The sequence below is a fragment of the Methanosarcina siciliae T4/M genome (genome assembly GCF_000970085.1).
In the GTDB taxonomy this organism is placed as follows: domain Archaea; phylum Halobacteriota; class Methanosarcinia; order Methanosarcinales; family Methanosarcinaceae; genus Methanosarcina; species Methanosarcina siciliae.
Window position 1 is genome coordinate 391165 of record NZ_CP009506.1, and the last position, 16860, is coordinate 408024.

At 39.9% G+C, this 16860-nt stretch carries 17 protein-coding genes and 1 pseudogene; 16 read left to right on the forward strand and 2 right to left on the reverse strand.

Going from position 1 to position 16860, the window contains the following annotated elements; translation table 11 throughout:
- Position 1: 1 nt before the first annotated feature.
- Positions 2-1171: an MBL fold metallo-hydrolase gene (locus MSSIT_RS01760; protein ID WP_231590336.1), complete on the forward strand. Its 1170-nt coding sequence runs from the start codon at positions 2-4 to the stop codon at positions 1169-1171.
- Between the two features lie 136 nt (positions 1172-1307).
- Here MSSIT_RS01760 and MSSIT_RS01765 read toward each other — a convergent pair whose 3' ends face one another.
- Positions 1308-2075 carry a winged helix-turn-helix domain-containing protein gene (locus MSSIT_RS01765; RefSeq protein WP_048169494.1) on the reverse strand — a complete coding sequence of 256 codons (768 nt, stop codon included), beginning with the start codon at positions 2073-2075 and terminating at the stop codon, positions 1308-1310.
- Between the two features lie 117 nt (positions 2076-2192).
- On the opposite strand from MSSIT_RS01765, the gene MSSIT_RS01770 reads away from it, so the two are divergent.
- The 14 genes and pseudogenes from MSSIT_RS01770 (at position 2193) to MSSIT_RS01840 (ending at position 14714) form a co-directional block, all read left to right on the forward strand.
- Positions 2193-2390, forward strand: a complete 198-nt coding sequence (locus tag MSSIT_RS01770) for a hypothetical protein (protein ID WP_048169496.1) — start codon at positions 2193-2195, stop codon at positions 2388-2390.
- Positions 2391-2911: 521 nt separating this feature from the next.
- Positions 2912-3514, forward strand: a complete 603-nt coding sequence (locus MSSIT_RS01780; protein ID WP_048169500.1) for a TMEM175 family protein — start codon at positions 2912-2914, stop codon at positions 3512-3514.
- 412 nt (positions 3515-3926) lie between these two features.
- Positions 3927-4502 carry a TetR/AcrR family transcriptional regulator gene (locus tag MSSIT_RS01785; RefSeq protein WP_048169502.1) on the forward strand — a complete coding sequence of 192 codons (576 nt, stop codon included), beginning with the start codon at positions 3927-3929 and terminating at the stop codon, positions 4500-4502.
- Positions 4503-4749: 247 nt separating this feature from the next.
- The gene (locus MSSIT_RS01790) at positions 4750-5172 is read left to right on the forward strand and encodes a cupin domain-containing protein (protein WP_048169504.1); all 423 of its coding nucleotides are present in this window, start codon (positions 4750-4752) and stop codon (positions 5170-5172) included.
- A 69-nt stretch (positions 5173-5241) separates the two neighbouring features.
- Positions 5242-6306 carry an NAD(P)-dependent alcohol dehydrogenase gene (locus tag MSSIT_RS01795; protein ID WP_052721475.1) on the forward strand — a complete coding sequence of 355 codons (1065 nt, stop codon included), beginning with the start codon at positions 5242-5244 and terminating at the stop codon, positions 6304-6306.
- 171 nt (positions 6307-6477) lie between these two features.
- Entirely contained in the window at positions 6478-7572 is a 1095-nt protein-coding gene (locus MSSIT_RS01800) for an aldo/keto reductase (RefSeq protein ID WP_048169508.1), read from the forward strand.
- A gap of 260 nt (positions 7573-7832) precedes the next feature.
- Positions 7833-8711 (forward strand): annotated as a pseudogene (locus MSSIT_RS24435) (aldo/keto reductase).
- A 20-nt stretch (positions 8712-8731) separates the two neighbouring features.
- Positions 8732-9367 carry a flavodoxin family protein gene (locus MSSIT_RS01810; protein WP_048169510.1) on the forward strand — a complete coding sequence of 212 codons (636 nt, stop codon included), beginning with the start codon at positions 8732-8734 and terminating at the stop codon, positions 9365-9367.
- Between the two features lie 54 nt (positions 9368-9421).
- Positions 9422-9961, forward strand: a complete 540-nt coding sequence (locus MSSIT_RS01815) for a flavodoxin (protein WP_048169512.1) — start codon at positions 9422-9424, stop codon at positions 9959-9961.
- A gap of 48 nt (positions 9962-10009) precedes the next feature.
- The gene (locus tag MSSIT_RS01820) at positions 10010-11152 is read left to right on the forward strand and encodes an aldo/keto reductase (RefSeq protein ID WP_048169515.1); all 1143 of its coding nucleotides are present in this window, start codon (positions 10010-10012) and stop codon (positions 11150-11152) included.
- Positions 11153-11173: 21 nt separating this feature from the next.
- Complete coding sequence (locus MSSIT_RS01825) at positions 11174-11926, forward strand: carboxymuconolactone decarboxylase family protein (protein WP_048169516.1); 753 nt, start codon at positions 11174-11176, stop codon at positions 11924-11926.
- A 29-nt stretch (positions 11927-11955) separates the two neighbouring features.
- A complete protein-coding gene (locus tag MSSIT_RS01830) occupies positions 11956-12531 on the forward strand; it encodes a sugar O-acetyltransferase (protein WP_048169518.1) in 576 nt (191 codons plus the stop codon).
- Positions 12532-12728: 197 nt separating this feature from the next.
- Positions 12729-13787 carry a DUF3737 family protein gene (locus MSSIT_RS01835; protein ID WP_231590338.1) on the forward strand — a complete coding sequence of 353 codons (1059 nt, stop codon included), beginning with the start codon at positions 12729-12731 and terminating at the stop codon, positions 13785-13787.
- A gap of 18 nt (positions 13788-13805) precedes the next feature.
- Positions 13806-14714 carry a cyclophilin-like fold protein gene (locus tag MSSIT_RS01840; protein WP_048169522.1) on the forward strand — a complete coding sequence of 303 codons (909 nt, stop codon included), beginning with the start codon at positions 13806-13808 and terminating at the stop codon, positions 14712-14714.
- Between the two features lie 256 nt (positions 14715-14970).
- Here the strand turns inward: MSSIT_RS01840 and MSSIT_RS01845 are convergent, their stop codons facing one another.
- Complete coding sequence (locus MSSIT_RS01845) at positions 14971-15375, reverse strand: winged helix-turn-helix transcriptional regulator (protein ID WP_315968704.1); 405 nt, start codon at positions 15373-15375, stop codon at positions 14971-14973.
- A 675-nt stretch (positions 15376-16050) separates the two neighbouring features.
- On the opposite strand from MSSIT_RS01845, the gene MSSIT_RS01850 reads away from it, so the two are divergent.
- Positions 16051-16794 carry an SDR family oxidoreductase gene (locus MSSIT_RS01850; protein WP_231590340.1) on the forward strand — a complete coding sequence of 248 codons (744 nt, stop codon included), beginning with the start codon at positions 16051-16053 and terminating at the stop codon, positions 16792-16794.
- Positions 16795-16860: the final 66 nt, after the last annotated feature.

Sequence of the window (16860 nt, forward strand, 5' to 3'; positions counted from 1 at the left end):
CATGGTGTTTAGAAAAATTAGTGTTCTTGTGGTTGAAAGGGCAAAAATAATTAAACTCAAAAAGATCGTGTTATATTTTTTATTCTTTTTACTTCTGTTTTGTGCAGCTCTTATATTGTTTATAAACATAGACCCAGCTTTCGGTGGAAAGCCAACGACAGAACAAAAAGAAATGTATCAACATTTTAATAATTATGTTGATGGGAAATTTATTAATGAGGATCCAACCGATGTCATGAATTCCTCAGACGTTTCATCTACGAATGAAGATTCTGCCTCAGAGGCTAAAAACCGCAATCCGAATGGTCCAATTCCTGTTTCTTCCATTGACTGGAACAAAATTAAAAGTGAAAATGATAGTTTGACATGGTTTGGACACTCTGCTTTTCTGCTTAGTATTGATAATGAAAAGTTATTGATAGATCCTATGCTGAGTCCTATTGCCTCGCCGGTTTCATTTGTGGGAATTAAAAGATATGAATACAGTGAAGATATTATGCTGAATCTTATTGATGATATGCCGCCTATTGATGCAGTTTTTATTACACATGACCATTATGACCATTTGGATTATCAATCTATTGTAAAACTAAACAGCAAAGTATCACATTTCTTTGTTCCTCTTGGGGTTAGTGCCCATTTGCTTAGATGGGGTATTCCAAAAGAAAAAATTACGGAACTCAACTGGTGGGAAGAAACGGAGTATAAGGGCTTAACCGTTGCTTTGACACCAGCCAGACATTTCTCCGGAAGAGATCCATTTAATATCAATACTACCCTCTGGGGTGGATGGGTCATCCTGGGAAATAAAACTCGAATATATACCAGTGGAGACGGCGGATATGACAGCCATTTCAAGGAGATCGGAAATAAATACGGACCCTTTGATATAACCTTGATCGAAGGTGCCCAATATGATCCGAGCTGGTCGGATATCCATATGACACCGGAACAATCAGTACAGGCTAATCTGGATGTAAATGGTGAGACCATGATGTTGATGCATTGGGGAGCATTTACATTAGCTAATCACGGTTGGAATGAACCAATAGAAAGGGCGCTGGAAGAAGCAAGCAAAAGAGAAGTGAACATAATTGCTCCTCAAATCGGTGAAACTGTTCTACTGGATTCAGACCTGCAAATGCCTCCTACTTTGTGGTGGAATTTCTAATCAGGAGGCTCAAGTTAAAGTTAATCTGGTTGTGTCGCTAAACAGAGGGAATTAAAAAGGCTTGTATCATTCGAAGAAAAATAGAGGAACTTCGATTAATTATTTTTATTCTATTTTTTCTGCTAGTTGAAAGATTTTAATATTCTTCCTCATTATCCATGCCTAACGTTTTCACAAGTTCTAGCATAGAATTGAGAAGATGATAGCCTTTAAATGTGATCTGATATTCACCTCGTTCTTCACGTTGACGTATCAATCCTTTGTCCTGTAATTTGTCCAAATGGAAAAGAAGATTTCCGGCGCGGAGTTTTGTGATTTTTGAAAGTTCGGTAAATGATTTTCCATCATCATACAAAGCCTTTAAAATCTGCACCCTTACAGCACTACTTAATGCATCTCCTACCATGTTTGAGATTTGTTCTTCATGAAGATTCTGAATTTCTAATGGCTTACTGCTTTCTGTTTGATAAAAGCCCATCTTTTCCAGCATCTCGATCTGCTGATCAAAGTACAATTCTACATGTTTGAAGCATTGTGAACATTGATTCAATTTGGCTGCTTCTTCCTTCATTTTATCAAAATTTCGTCTTATATTGTCTATTTTTTTCTCAGATAGTTGATCGTTTCTGGCGTATTCTGCCAACTCATCAAAAAAGTCAACAAAACTAGGCTTGCATTGTGTCCACATAGAACAGCTTTTTCCTTCCTTTCCGCTGAGGTTTAAAGCGCTATCTAAAGACCCATTAATTAGTGTTGCAGCACACTGGTTCCTGAACTCATTGAACATTGAATTGGTCCTATTCATTGTAACTTCATTTCTGAAACGATTAAGTTCCGAACGAAGAGCAGTTATTTCTCCATGCAACAGAGAAACATTTTCTAATGCCATTTTTACTTCGCTCACGAAAAACCTCCTAATAATTTATTTGTCAGAAATCTATACCTGACAACCTTTTAGTATATTTCTGTGACAAAATAGTATATTATTATGCACGTATTAATAGTATTTGGTGAATAACCCATGGAATTAGAAGATCTTAACAAATACGTAGAAAATGCCAGTAAAGAAGAACTTGAAGCCCTCGGTTTCCTCGGTCAATGGTTGATGGGACTCAAACCTAAGTACTGCACATGTTCATGTAAATGCGACTTAGATTGTGAGATCGTGAAAGCATTGGGTGGCGCTCTTCAGAATGCAGGTCAGAAGTTACAGGGATAAAATCAGAATTCATCAGGATTCTGATCTTCTCTGTTTTTATTTTTTATGTATTGAGAGGCATACTATCTGAATCGTTACAATAAATGATGGGGGATTTTAGAATAAACGAAACTATAACAAGAGGGTATAACAAATGACAGACCAAAAAAAAGCTCCAATATTCTGTGAAAAGCTCTGTATTATCTGTAGAGGTGCACGTGCTGGTAACAGTCTGTGTAAAACACTGCAGAATATCGAATTGAGGATAACCGGTCCTAATGGTTGTCCGTGGGGTAAGGCTAGAACTAATTACTATGGTGTCACGCCTGATAAGCCAATCCCTAAGTAAAGAGCAGGGTACTTGTTATAATTGGCCTGAAGCTATCTTTTTAGACTACTACTCAAAAAAGATATCCGAAATCAATGAGTGGCATGGAATTATGTAATGAAGTCGTGCCATAGACAGCGTCGCCTAAATACCGTTTGGTGGTATAATTTCTGTCAGGTTTAAATACGATGAGAAAAAAACCACTGGATAAGTTATGAAAACTAATCGGCTTGAGGCCTTTAGCGATGGTGTCTTCGCAATTGCAGCAACTCTACTAGTTCTGGAGATTAGCGTTCCGCCGTCGGGCTCCGAACTAGGGAGAGAACTCCTGACCCTTTGGCCCTCTTATCTCGCCTATGTAACCAGTTTTATCGTCATTGGCAATATCTGGATCAATCATCACACAATGTTTGACCATATAGTCAGGGCCGATCATACTCTCCTTCTGCTCAATACCATCCACTTGATGTTCATTGCATTCATCCCATTTCCCACCGCAGTTCTCTCCCAAGCCTTACATAACGGGACAAAAGAATCAATAGCTACCTCATTTTATGGTGGTACCCTGGCTGTAACTGGAATACTTGTGAATTTTATGTGGCATCACGCTGCACATGAGCATCTTCTCCTCGGCAAGGATATTTCTCATGAGCAAGTAAAATGGAACACTCGCAGGTTTTTGGTTGGCCCTGTGGGCTATGGTATTGGAGTGATAGTCTCCTTGTTAGCGCCGTGGGTAGCGTTGACAATTTATATCGTTTTAAATTTATTCTTCCTTTGGCCAGGTCACGAACATACCACCAGTGCCAATGCCTGACACTTGCTGCCTAATTCGGACGTGCAGAAATGTAAATACCACAGGGGAACTTGGGGATTCTATAAATAAACAATCCCTCGTCCTTATATCCGAAAGTGGTCTTTTCCATCTCTTAAAGAAACTTTCCTTGAATTGATGGATATCGAGCTTTTTGTTGATTAATACTCAGATACATTGTACAAGCGCTACATTCAATTATAGTCATTTACGCAAAGAATTACACTTTAAATTGAACTGACCTATTTCCCAATCCGAGATATTGTATTTCTAGTTCATGATGAGATTTTAAATGTAAGTAGTTGCGTTCAAGACTATAGTTATAATTAGTTATTTTGACATTTGCACAAGGTATTTATACAGCAAATTATTTTTAATCATAAAATGACTAATCAGTCACTCTCAGAGATAATCCATGAAAAAACAGGTTGAAGACAAGAAAACAGCCCTTTTGCAAGCGGCTCTGAAGCTCTTTACCGAAAGAGGCTTCCACGGTACATCCACTGCTCAGATATCAAAAGAAGCAGGTGTAGCCACAGGTACTTTATTCAATTACTTCCCAACAAAAGAGGATCTCATCAATGGCCTGTATTTGGATGTGAAGGGAAAATTAAGCCGCATCATGGGGGAAGATCTCCAGACACAAAACACCTTTCATGCTAAGCTTAAAAAAATTTGGTATAATATGATCGAATGGGGAATCAACAATCCGGATGATTTTCTTTTTGTTGGTCAATTCTGTTCCTCTCCTTATATTACGAGCTATACACGTGAAGAAGTAGCGAAAGAGTATGTATTCCTTAGCGATCTTGTGAAAGAGGGAATAACAAATGGCGATATAAAGGATTATTCTGTAGAACTGATCACGTCAATGTTCTATCAGTCCAGCAGGGCGGTGGTGAACTTGATCCTTGATTATGAACCAGAAGACAAAGATAAGGTTATTGAAGATGGATTTCAGGTTGTCTGGGAGGGGCTGGTCAAAAAATAATATTTTTTTCATTAATTTGTTGAGTGAGTAGTCACTCACTACAAAATCCAGAGAGTCAAATCTTAAAAATCGACATCAATCAGATGATTAGCTATGAACAAAGTTAGTGAAATATCATATACATATCAAATATTAGTACTTATTTGGTAGTTAATATTTATATACTAGAATCGCCTTGTATATTGACTGATTAGTCACTCACAGCAGTTTAAGTAAATAATATCATCAAGACTGGAGAAAATTGAAAATGGATAAATCAAATTTAAGTGAAAGTACAATTTTCCCGAAAGGAGAAGAACTTCCGGAATTTTTAAGCAAGTATTTTACAGGTAAAGTATGGGTTAGCATGCTGGTGGGAAGGGATAATGAATTCAATTGTCCTATCGGCAATGTGACATTTGAACCTGGTTGCAGGAATAACTGGCATAAGCATGCTGGTGGACAGATCCTGTTAGTTACAGGCGGACGTGGTTATTATCAGGAAGAAGGAAAGCCTGCCCGGGAACTTAAACCCGGTGATGTAGTGACAATAGCTCCAAATGTAAAGCACTGGCATGGAGCGGCACCCGACAGCTGGTTTGTGCATCTTTCCGTCGAGACAAATGTTAACGCAGGCCCGGCAGAATGGCTGGAACCTGTAGCAGATGAAGAGTACAATAAATTGAAATGAATTTGGCTGAGAAAATAAAGAATTCGAAGTGAAGTTCAAAGTTACAAAGCAAACAAGAGGTGCATAAATATGACAGAAACAATCCAATCAAAAGGTTATGCTGGGAAAGATGAGTCCGGAAAACTGGTTCCATGGTCTTTTGAACGAAGACCGGTAGGCGATAACGATATTCTAATTGACATAAAATATTGTGGAATTTGTCATTCTGATATTCATCAGATCAAAGGACATTGGGGCCCACAGCAGTATCCGCAAGTGCCTGGTCATGAAATTGCAGGTGTGGTTGCCGCTGTTGGAAAGAACGTAACAAAGTTCAAAGTAGGTGATCGCGCAGGAGTCGGGTGCATGGTTAACAGTTGTATGGAGTGTGAAAGCTGCAAGAATGGTGAAGAACATCATTGCGACAACGATGCAACTATAATGACATATGGTTATCTTGAAGAAACATCACCTACAGGTATAAGCCAGGGAGGATATTCTCAGAATATCGTTGTCACCGAGCATTTTGCGATAAAGATACCCGACTCCATAGATCTTCAGGAAGCTGCTCCATTACTATGTGCCGGTATTACTACTTATTCACCTCTAATGAAAGCTAATATCAAAAAAGGGGACAAGGTAGGAGTTGCAGGAATTGGTGGACTGGGACACATGGCTATTAAATTAGCCGTATCAAAAGGTGCCGAAGTTTATGCCTTTACAACCACTGAAAGCAAAAAAGAAGATTGCCTTGCATTCGGAGCAACGGAAGTTATTGTTGTTAACTCACCAAGCGACCTACAACCATGGAAAGGAAAAATGGATTACATGATATCCACAATTCCATACGCATACGAAATGTCATCATACATTGATTGCGTAAAACCATACGGGTACTTCACTCAAGTAGGACAACCAATTGGAGGAGAACTCACAATTAACAACTTCAATATGATTTTCAATAGAGTAAACTTCAATGGATCGCTTATTGGAGGAATCCCGGAAACTCAGGAAGTTGTTGATTATTGTGCGGAAAATAAGATCTATCCGCAAATTCAGATGATCGAACCTGAAATGATCAATGAGACATGGGATAAGGTCGTAAATAAAGAAGCTCGATATCGATATGTAATTAACATGTCATCCTTGAAGTAAGGTCTTTAAAAGGTTTTTACTTTTTTACCAGTCACAATTTCAAATAGTTTGTTGCTGGTACCTGCAATTAAGGATTGCTTCAAAGAAAAAAGATGGATGGATCGCAGAATAATTTGCAATCTAACTTTTCTTATGAAATAATGAAAGTATCTGGAAAGTGAGCTAAGATATATGGAATACAGAACTTTGCCGCATGGCGGTGACAGGATCAGCACAATTGGCATTGGCGCAGGAAGTCTACGTGAATCTACATCACAGGAAATCAAAGACATCATCGATTATGGAATGGAAAATGGCATAAACCTTATTGACACGGTCATGTATGATTCCAGCGCAGCGGAGCCCATAGCACAGGCGCTTAAAGGACGGCAGGACGAGATGAACATGCAGGTGCATCTGGGTGCCGTCTACCCCCGTGGAATATATTCGAGAACAAGAGTTCTTTCAAAAATTAAGAGCGGGTTTGAGAAGGAACTTAAAAAATACGGTGCCGACTACGCTGATATCGGCATTATACATTGTGTTGATGAGGTTAATGATTTTGAAAAGATCATGTCGGACGGTATTTTTGACTACGCTCGAAAGCTAAAGCAGGAAGGAACCATTCGCTATCTTGGTTTTTCTTCACATTCTCCGGATATCTGCAGACTTTTTATAGAGACCGGAGAGGTCGATATTTTTATGTTCAGCCTCAACGCCGCTTATGATTTTGAACCGTCACGTGGAAAGCTGGCTTTATCACACGAGCGCATGGAACTCTATCGAGAATGTGAAAAACGTGGCATTGGCATCACAGTCATGAAGCCTTATGGCGGCGGACAGTTGCTGAACGCAAAGACATCTCCTTTCGGCCGTAGCATGACAATCCCTCAATGCATACAGTATGCGCTGGACCGCCCGGCTGTTCTCTCGTGTCTGCCGGGCGTACGCTCCAGAGCAGATTTGGAGGATGTACTTAAATACTACTCCGCTTCCGGAGAAGAACGGGACTATTCTTTTATCGGCAGCTTGCCGCACCGAGACATGCAGGGCACCTGCATTTATTGTAATCACTGTCAGCCGTGCCCGTCTGGGATCGATATCGGTGCAGTAAACAAATATCTGGATCTGGAAAAAGCGGGTGATGAACTCGCCAAAGACCATTACATGAAATTAAGCAAAAATGCAAATGACTGCACTGAATGTGGTGTTTGCGAAGAGAACTGTCCTTTCCATGTAGATGTCCGCAGCAGGATGAAAGAAGCCAGGAATTGTTTTGAAAAATAAAAATAGCGAATAAAGAGGATAATTTTAGTGACTAAAAAAGAATTTACGAGTTACGGTGAAGACGCAAAGAAAATTCGTATCGGTTCTTTTTCGCATCCCGAGTTGGGCCAAGAGAGAGTCTGTTTAAACGAAAAAATAGGAAAGGAGGATTGCAGATGAAATATAGAGAATTAGGCAGCTCCGGTCTCAAGGTATCTGCAATTGGTCTAGGGTGTATGGGAATGAGCCATGCGTATGGACCGACAGCAGATAAAGAATAAATGATAGAACTGATCCGTTCAGCTGTAAAGCTTGGTATTACATTCTTTGATACAGCAGAAATTTATGGGCCCTATGTAAACGAAGAACTGGTTGGTGAAGCACTTGAACCATATGAGGGAAAAGTTGTGATAGCCACAAAGTTTGGTGTTGCTTTCGGATACGGCTAACGTGGTAAGCTATTGATGGACAGTACCCCGAAAAATATCAGAAGATCAGTTGAAGGTTCTCTGGAGCGATTAAGGGTTGATTCTATCGATCTGCTTTACCAGCATCGTGTCGACTCAGATGTACCCATCGAAGAGGTTGCCAGGACTGTTAAAGAACTGATGCAGGAAGGAAAAGTCAAACACTGAGGACTTTCAGAAGCCAGTGCAGATGTGATCAGAAGAGCACATGCCGTTCTGCCGCTTACAGCGGTCCAAAGCGAGTATTCTATGATGTGGAGGACACCTGAAGAGGAGGTTTTGCCTACACTTGAGGGGTTGGGTATTGGATTTGTTCCTTTTAGCCCGCTTGGCAATGGTTTCCTTACAGGCAAGATTGATAAGAACACCACATTTGGTGAGGGGGATATACGCAGCATACTTACCCGTTTCCTTTCAGAGAACATTGACGCAAATCAGGTACTATTAGATTTGATCGGGAAAATAGCTGAAACCAAAAATGCAACTCCGGCTCAAATTGCTCTTGCATGGATACTTGCACAAAAGCCCTGGATCATTCCTATCCCTGGAACTCGCAAACTGGAACGTCTGGAAGAGAACATAGCTGCAGCAGATGTTGAACTGACTGAAGAAGAGTTAGCTATGCTAAATGAAACGCTCTCAAAGATAAAGATTGCAGGAAGCAGGATCAACCGGGTTAAAGACGATTATTAAGTCATGATCGAGGTATGAGAATGAAAGTATTATTGGTGAACGGAAGTCCGCATGAGAAAGGTTGTACCTATACTGCTCTTACGGAAGTAGCAAAGACTTTGAATGAAGAAGGGATTGACACAGAAATTTTTTGGATCGGAAAAAAACCACTTACCGGATGCACTGCCTGCAAGAGCTGCATCAAAACAGGGCGCTGTGCATTTAATGACCGTGCCAACGATTTTCTTGACATTGCCAAAGATGCCGATAGATTTATTTTCGGTTCTCCGGTGCATTATGCATCTGCTACCGGCGCGATCACATATTTTATGGGTTGCGTTTTCTATTCTGACCTGCTGGGAGGCAGACAGTCTTTTTATCTGAAACCAGCAGCAGCAGTCATCTCGGCGAGAAGAGCGGGGACAACAGCTACATTTGACCAGCTTAATAAGTACTTCACACTTTCGGAGATACCGGTTATTTCTTCCCGATATTGGAATATGGTTCATGGAGCAAAGCCTGAAGATGTTAAAAAGGATCTGGAAGGATTGCAGATCATGCGTGTGCTTGCACGAAATATGGTATGGTTCATGAAGTGTAAAGAGGCTGGCAAGAAAGCTGGCGTACCGCTCTCGGTGAAAGAAGAAAGGGTGTCTACGAATTTCATTAGGGAATAATTATCATTTGGAATTTTGGATTGAAAATTAATAAACACAAAGAGTGGGATTAAAATGACGAATTTGAATGAAGAGAAATGTCTGATAGCCTATTATTCGCGTGCTGGTAATAACTATGTCAGTGGAAAGATCGTGAATCTGCCGGTAGGTAACACAAAAGTAGTAGCCGACATGGTCCGGGAAATAACAGGAGGCGAGGTTTTCCGTATTGATACAGTAAAGTCTTATCCCAAGGATTATACTGCAACCACCAACGTGGCAAAAAAAGAACTGAATGACAATGCCAGACCGGAGCTTTCCAGCCATGTGGAAAACATAGACTCTTATCATGTGATATTCCTGGGTTATCCTAACTGGTGGGGAACGATGCCGATGCCGGTGTTTACATTCCTGGAAGAATATGACTTTTCCGAAAAGATCATTGTTCCATTCTGTACGCATGGTGGAGGTGGAATGGGTCGCAGTGAGAACGATATTGCAAAGCTTTGCCCGGAAGCGACACTTTTGAAGGGGTTCGCTATTCAAGGCTCTCGTGTAAGTGCTGCGAAAAAAGATGTTACGGATTGGTTGAATAAACTTGGGATTATTTCATAAATTGTTCGAGTAAGGACATTTATGAAACATTGAACAGGGGGGGATAAAATGGCAAAACGATTAGGTTTTGGCTGTATGAGATTACCACTTCTGGACAAAGATGATCAGACATCATTTGATACAGAAGCATTAAACAAATTGATAGATACGTTTTTGGAAAAAGGATTTACTTACTTTGATACCGCGTATACATACCATGGATTCAAGAGTGAGGAAGCTGTCAGAGAGGCTCTGGTAAAAAGACATAACAGGGATGAATTCACCCTTGCGACGAAACTTCCACCCAGAATGCTGAAGTCAGTGGAAGATCAGGAAAGGATCTTTAACGAGCAACTGCAAAATTGTGGTGTAGAATTCTTTGATTATTACCTGCTTCACAATGTTGGTGTGAGTGCCTATGAGCAGGCATGTAAATATGATACATTCGGTTTTGCTTTGAAGAAAAAGGAAGAAGGCAAAATTAAGAACGTGGGTATGTCTTTCCATGACACTCCAGAACTGCTGGATGAGATCCTGACTGCTCACCCTGAGCTTGATTTTGTGCAGTTGCAGATTAATTACATCGACTGGGAGAATCCAGGTATCCAGTCAAGAAGATGCTATGAAGTTGCAAGGAAACATAACAAGCCAATTGTTGTGATGGAACCCATCAAGGGCGGGAATCTTGCATCAGTTCCAAAAAAGGCCGAAGAATTGATGAAAGCATATGAAAAGGATGCTTCAGTTGCTTCCTGGGCAATCAGATTCGCTGCCAGTCAGGAAGGCGTCATGATGGTTCTCAGTGGTATGAATACCATGGAACAGGTTCTTGACAACACATCTTATATGACAGATTTCAAACCCCTGAACGAGGAAGAATACAATGTCATCGATCAGGTAATTGATATTATAAATGAAGATACTGCAATTCCCTGCACAACCTGCAGATATTGTGAAGAAGGGTGTCCCAAGAATATTGCAATACCGGACTACTTTGCATTATATAATAGTGCAAAGAGAGCTGTAACCGATAATATTTCCAGCCAGTTCGTTTACTACATGAACCTGACCTCAACCCGTGGAAAGGCCAGTGATTGTATTGAGTGTAAAAAGTGTGAAGAGACATGTCCTCAACATCTGAAGATAACAGAATATCTCAAAGATGTGGTCGCAGAATTCGAGGAAGGCGGACCTGCATTACCTACGAAATAAGAATGAAAGAGAGGTTTGATTATGAGGATAAGTGAAACAGCAAACAGGAACCATGAAGAATTATTTCCAAATCACAAATCGACACTTAAAGTAACAGATCCGGAGCTTATAGAGGTCTTTGACAATTTTGCTTTCGATGAAGTGATCAGCTATGGAAATTTAGATGCAAAGACCAGAATGATGGTAATTCTGGGCTCGCTGATAGCAAGCCAGACTTTAAGCGAATATAAAGTAATGCTTGGCGGTGCACTTAATATTGGTGTCACTCCCATCGAGGTCAAGGAGATTGTATATCAATCCGTTCCATATGTCGGGATGGCAAAAGCATTTGATTTTATCCATGCCACAAATGAAATACTGGAAAGCAGAGGGATTAAACTGCCACTGGAAGGCCAGTCTACAACTTCACCTGAAACACGATTTGAAAAAGGACTGGAAGTGCAGAAAGCAATATTTGGAGATGTGATCGATAAAATGTACGAGGCATCACCGGAAAACCAGATCCATATTCAGAAATATCTGTCTGCAAACTGTTTTGGTGATTACTACACCAGAAAAGGTCTGGATGTAAAAACAAGAGAACTCCTTACATTTTCTATTATCCTGTCACTGGGCGGATGTGAACCTCAGTTAAAGGGACATATTCAGGGAAATCTGAATGTAGGGAACGATAAAGAAACACTTCTCAGCACAGTTACGCAGCTATTGCCATATATCGGATATCCAAGGACATTGAATGCGATTGCGTGTTTGAACGAATTGATACCGGAATAAATTTGATGTAGATCAGAGAGATAGTTTCAATGAGCGAAAAAGCGTTGCATAAAGATATTTTTGAACGTGATCGGTCTGGAGAAGCGGTTTCTATAGATGACCCGGAATATCCGAAGTTAAAGGAAGCGATGCTTCGTACTGCGGAACTAATCACCAGATTGAATACTTCAGTTCATGATGAAGATGAAATAAGGAGCCTGTTCAGTGAATTGATAGGTTCGGAGGTGGATGAATCCTCAAGGGTAACTCCTCCATTCTATACAGATTTCGGACGAAATATCAAGCTCGGTAAAAATGTGTTTATCAATCACGCATGCACCTTTATGGATAGAGGGGGCATAACAATCGAGGATGACACCAAGATAGGACCAAAAGTCAATCTTATCACATCCAATCATCCATTGGATCCGGCCCGTAGAAAGGAATTAATATCGACTCCGATATGGATCAAAAAGAATGTATGGATCGGTGCTGCTGCAACTATTTTACCCGGTGTAACTGTCGGAGAGAACTCTATAATAGCAGCCGCAGCTGTCGTTACACAAGATGTTCCTCCTAACACAGTCGTAGCTGGCGTACCGGCAAAAGTTATCAGAACATTGTAATGCTTAACCTTATATACCAGTATAACGAGTATAGTTATCATATAAAATGACTGATCAGTCACTCATAACTTATGTTGATTGGTTAAATACTCCCCAGAAATGATTCCGTTTGATAAATTGGGATCATTCTTCAAGGAAAACCTAGGATAAAAACAGGTTTAAATATGAGTCAAAACACTAGAGATATCTTAGAAATAATGCAAGCAAGTGAATCAATTCCCTTTGATAATACTCAATATAATAAGAGTTCCGATGTTGGCTCCCGGACAACTGAATTATCCGCAAAGCTCAACACTCCAATCAGTGTTGAACAAAAACGAGAGCAGATAAATGAATTTAAAGACTTGACAATGGATGAAGAGCGTGCCCTGTATGGTATACATAACGCAACAATAACTCATTGTATCTTTGACGGCCCTCGCGATGGGGAATCTGCATTGAAGGAAAGTGCAGACATTTACGTTTCAGATTGTGACTTCAGGCTTCGTTATCCTTTCTGGCATGTCAGGGACGCTCAAATTGAAAATAGTCGTATGGCAGATACATGCCGTGCTGCATTGTGGTATGGCAAACAGGTGACAATAAAAGAAAGTCATATGGAAGGCATTAAAGCTGTACGGGAATGTGAGGATGTCACTATTGAAAACTGTAATATTCAATCATCCGAATTTGGATGGTTATCACATAGAATGATAATAAAGAATACAGAGCTTGAGTCTGAATATCCGTTTTTCTACAGCTCAGATGTCCTGCTTGATAACTTTATATTGAATGGTAAATACTCTTTTCAGTATGTGAAAAATGTTGAAATCAGGGATTCCTGTCTGGATACAAAGGATGCTTTCTGGCACAGCAAAAATGTCACTGTCTCAGACAGTATAGTAAAAGGCGAATATCTGGGTTGGTACTCCGAAAATCTCAAACTGATCCGGTGTAAAATTATCGGAACTCAGCCGCTTTGTTATGCAAAAGGTCTGATTCTGGAAGATTGCGAAATGATTGGTTGTGATCTTGCCTTTGAATACAGTGAGGTTCATGCTGTAATTACAGGTTCGATAACAAGTGTAAAAAATCCATGCAGCGGACATATCAGTGCGGATTCAATTGGGGAAGTAATATTGGATGAGAATCAATCAGTAGACGTTTCATGTGTAATTGAAGTCCGGAGCAAGCTGAATAAAGAAGAAATTCAAAATTCAGATAACTGTAATGGAAATTTATTCAACACTAAGGATTTTCCTGTGCAAGAGACATAGTAAAGTGAGGCCTTATCTATGAAAATGATTCCTGAATATAATGGCACAAAATGGATGTTAATTTGTTTAGGAGTATTTTTACTAGCAATTTTAGCGATAGGATGTATTGAACAAAATAACATTGATCAAAGAGCCATCAGTAATCAATCAGAAATGAATTCATCCAAAAAAACAGTTTCAACAGAGCCGGAGCACGGTCTGGCTTTATCGGATATGAGCGTTAAAATCACTTCACAGGGCCATATAGCGACGTTCCAACTATATGATACGGTTGCCGCCAAAGAATTGTATGAACAATTGCCACTGGAATTAGATCTAACGAATTTCCGGGATGCACAGTGGATGTTCTACTCACCAAAGAAACTCAATGTTACTGCACAAGAGGCTTATCATGACGGTAAAAAGGGCGAACTCAGCTACTATGAACCATGGGGTGATGTGTTCATGCTCTATGAGGATTTCTATGCTGGTGACGAGATGCACCGTTTAGGGATATGCATCAATGGAATAGATGAGATTGCCAATATTTCAGGTAGCATACAGATAGAAAAAAATGAACTTAGTCAAGAAGAGAGGGAAACAAAAATGAGAATCAGTATTCAGGCAAATGGAGAAACAACGATTTATGAGCTCAATGACGGGAAAGCTGCAAAAGAACTCTATGAACAGTTGCCCTTAACGATCGATGTTGAAGATTACAGCAATAATGAAAAGATATTTTATCCACCCAAAAAACTTGATACAACTAACACACCTATGGCAAATGCACAGTTTGGAACGCTTGCATATTATGCTCCATGGGGGGACGTGGTAATGTTTTATGATAGATTCGGCTCTGCAGGCGGTTTATATGAGTTAGGGGATGTCATATCAGGCGGCGAGCATATCAAAAATATGTCAGGCACGATACTGATCGAGAAAGTGTAAACATAGGCAAAATCGCGGTCGAGAAATGACCTACACCAACAATCAAGGGATCAACGATGTGGGCCTTGGAATGCTTTAAAAAGCCTGTAAACGGTTACTAAATTGTAATTAATTATCAGTCACGGTTAGAGAATTTAAATAAAGCCACTTATTTGATTTATTTTTTCCACATATGGTGACTCGATGAACAAAAATGGTTAAGTTTAACTAATGTAATAAAGGAAAGTTGTATAAATAATTTATAAAAGAGTTAAAATCATTTTATATTTAAGCAAACCCTTGCCTTTTTTTTAGATTCTTCTCTTAGTTTAGAACAGTGTTCATTATTTATATCTACTGTATCTAAAGCAAAATCAAACATTTCGAAGATTATCTTATTTAGTTTAAGACCTTTTTCAGTTAAAAAGTACTCTGTATGAAAGGGATTAGAATTTACTACTTTTTTTTCAATTATACCTTTCTTTTCTAATTCTTTCAATCGTTCGGAGAGAACTTTACTACTTAAAGCGGGATTAAGTTCCAATAAGTCTTTAAAATGGTTGCGATTACAAAATAGCCCTTTAATTATTTTAACACTCCATTTTTTCCCAAGACAGTCAAAGGTTTCATCAATGGTTCGATATACTTCGTCGAAATAATAGTCCTTTTGAGTCGTACTAATTCCCCCATTACCAAATAGTAATTAATTACCAAATGGTTACAAAAATTACTTAAAATTAGTTTTATATTTCCTTATATTTAATTTATTATCCATTACAAGAGTATGACTGTTAAGTATTTGAACCCAGAGGGAGTAAGGTCGGGGAAGGGGAGTTCTAATCGCCACGCCCTTAAGAGGAATAAATACAGGGATCTAAAAATTGAAAGCTATCGTATATAATGAATCAAAATAGATCGGCGTAGTTTGATAATTGGAGGACAAGCAAAGCCCAAGTTTTAGTGAGCATAGAATCTCTTTTTATGAACTGCCTGAAGCCTACAGGCAGTTTGACTAGCATGCAAACAGCCATACAAAGAATAGTCAAAACTCAAAAGTCATATTTTAAAAACAAGAGCTTTAGGAAGACACTATCGAAGAATGCTATTGAAAGCACACATCCTAAAGACATTATCAAAAGTACTATCAGATAAACACTATCTGAAAAATACAAGATAGGATCAAAGAGCTACTAAAAGTATTTTCTACACATAAGGAGAATTGAGCTCGCCGGGAATAGAAATTCCTAGTGGAAATTTATAGTGAATGTATTATAAATTACAATATATTGTTAGTCCCGTTTTTCATAAATGCAAAAATAGGGGGAAAAGAATGGCTATTAACGAGACTAAGCGATTTTTGGGGAAAGTCGCATTCATTACCGGAGGGGCGACCGGCATTGGCCAGGCTACTGCGGTCGCCTTTGCTCGTGAGGGCGCTAACGTTGCGCTAACGTATCACAAGCAAGGGGCTGAACAGACTGCTCGTATGATTGAAGAACTTGGTGGACAAGCATTAGTCGTCAAGTGCGACGTGATGCGAGAGGAAGATGTGAAGAATGCTATAGAAAAGACCATCCAGAAATTCGGTCGACTTGATTACGCTTTTAACAATGCCGGCATTGAAGGAAAAACAGTAATAACTGCTGAATATCCAGTTGAAGAGTGGAACCGGGTCATTGCCACTAATCTCACAGGAGTCTTCCTCTGTATGAAGTATGAGATTCCGCAGATGCTTAAACAAGGTGCCGGAGCAATTGTAAACTGTTCCTCCGGGGCTGGACTGACCGGTTTTCCAGATATCGCACCATATGTTGCCAGTAAGCATGGGGTGGTGGGGCTCACAAAAACAGCTGCCCTTGATTACGCCAAGTCAAATATCCGGATCAATGCCGTTTGTCCTGGAATGACCGACACTCCGATGATGGAACGGTATAGCGGGGGCACTCCCGAGGGTTACGAAAAAATAATCGAGCAGGAGCCAATCGGAAGAATGGGCAGGCCCGAGGAGATCGCCATTGCGGTCCTGTGGCTTTGTTCAGATGCAGCTTCCTTTGTGACCGGAGATGTGATGCGTGTTGACGGAGGACAGTTAGCGCACTAACGGCACATCCCATACTACTTAGAATTTTGGATCAAGATCGGTGTTAATTGTCATTGGGCTTACTAC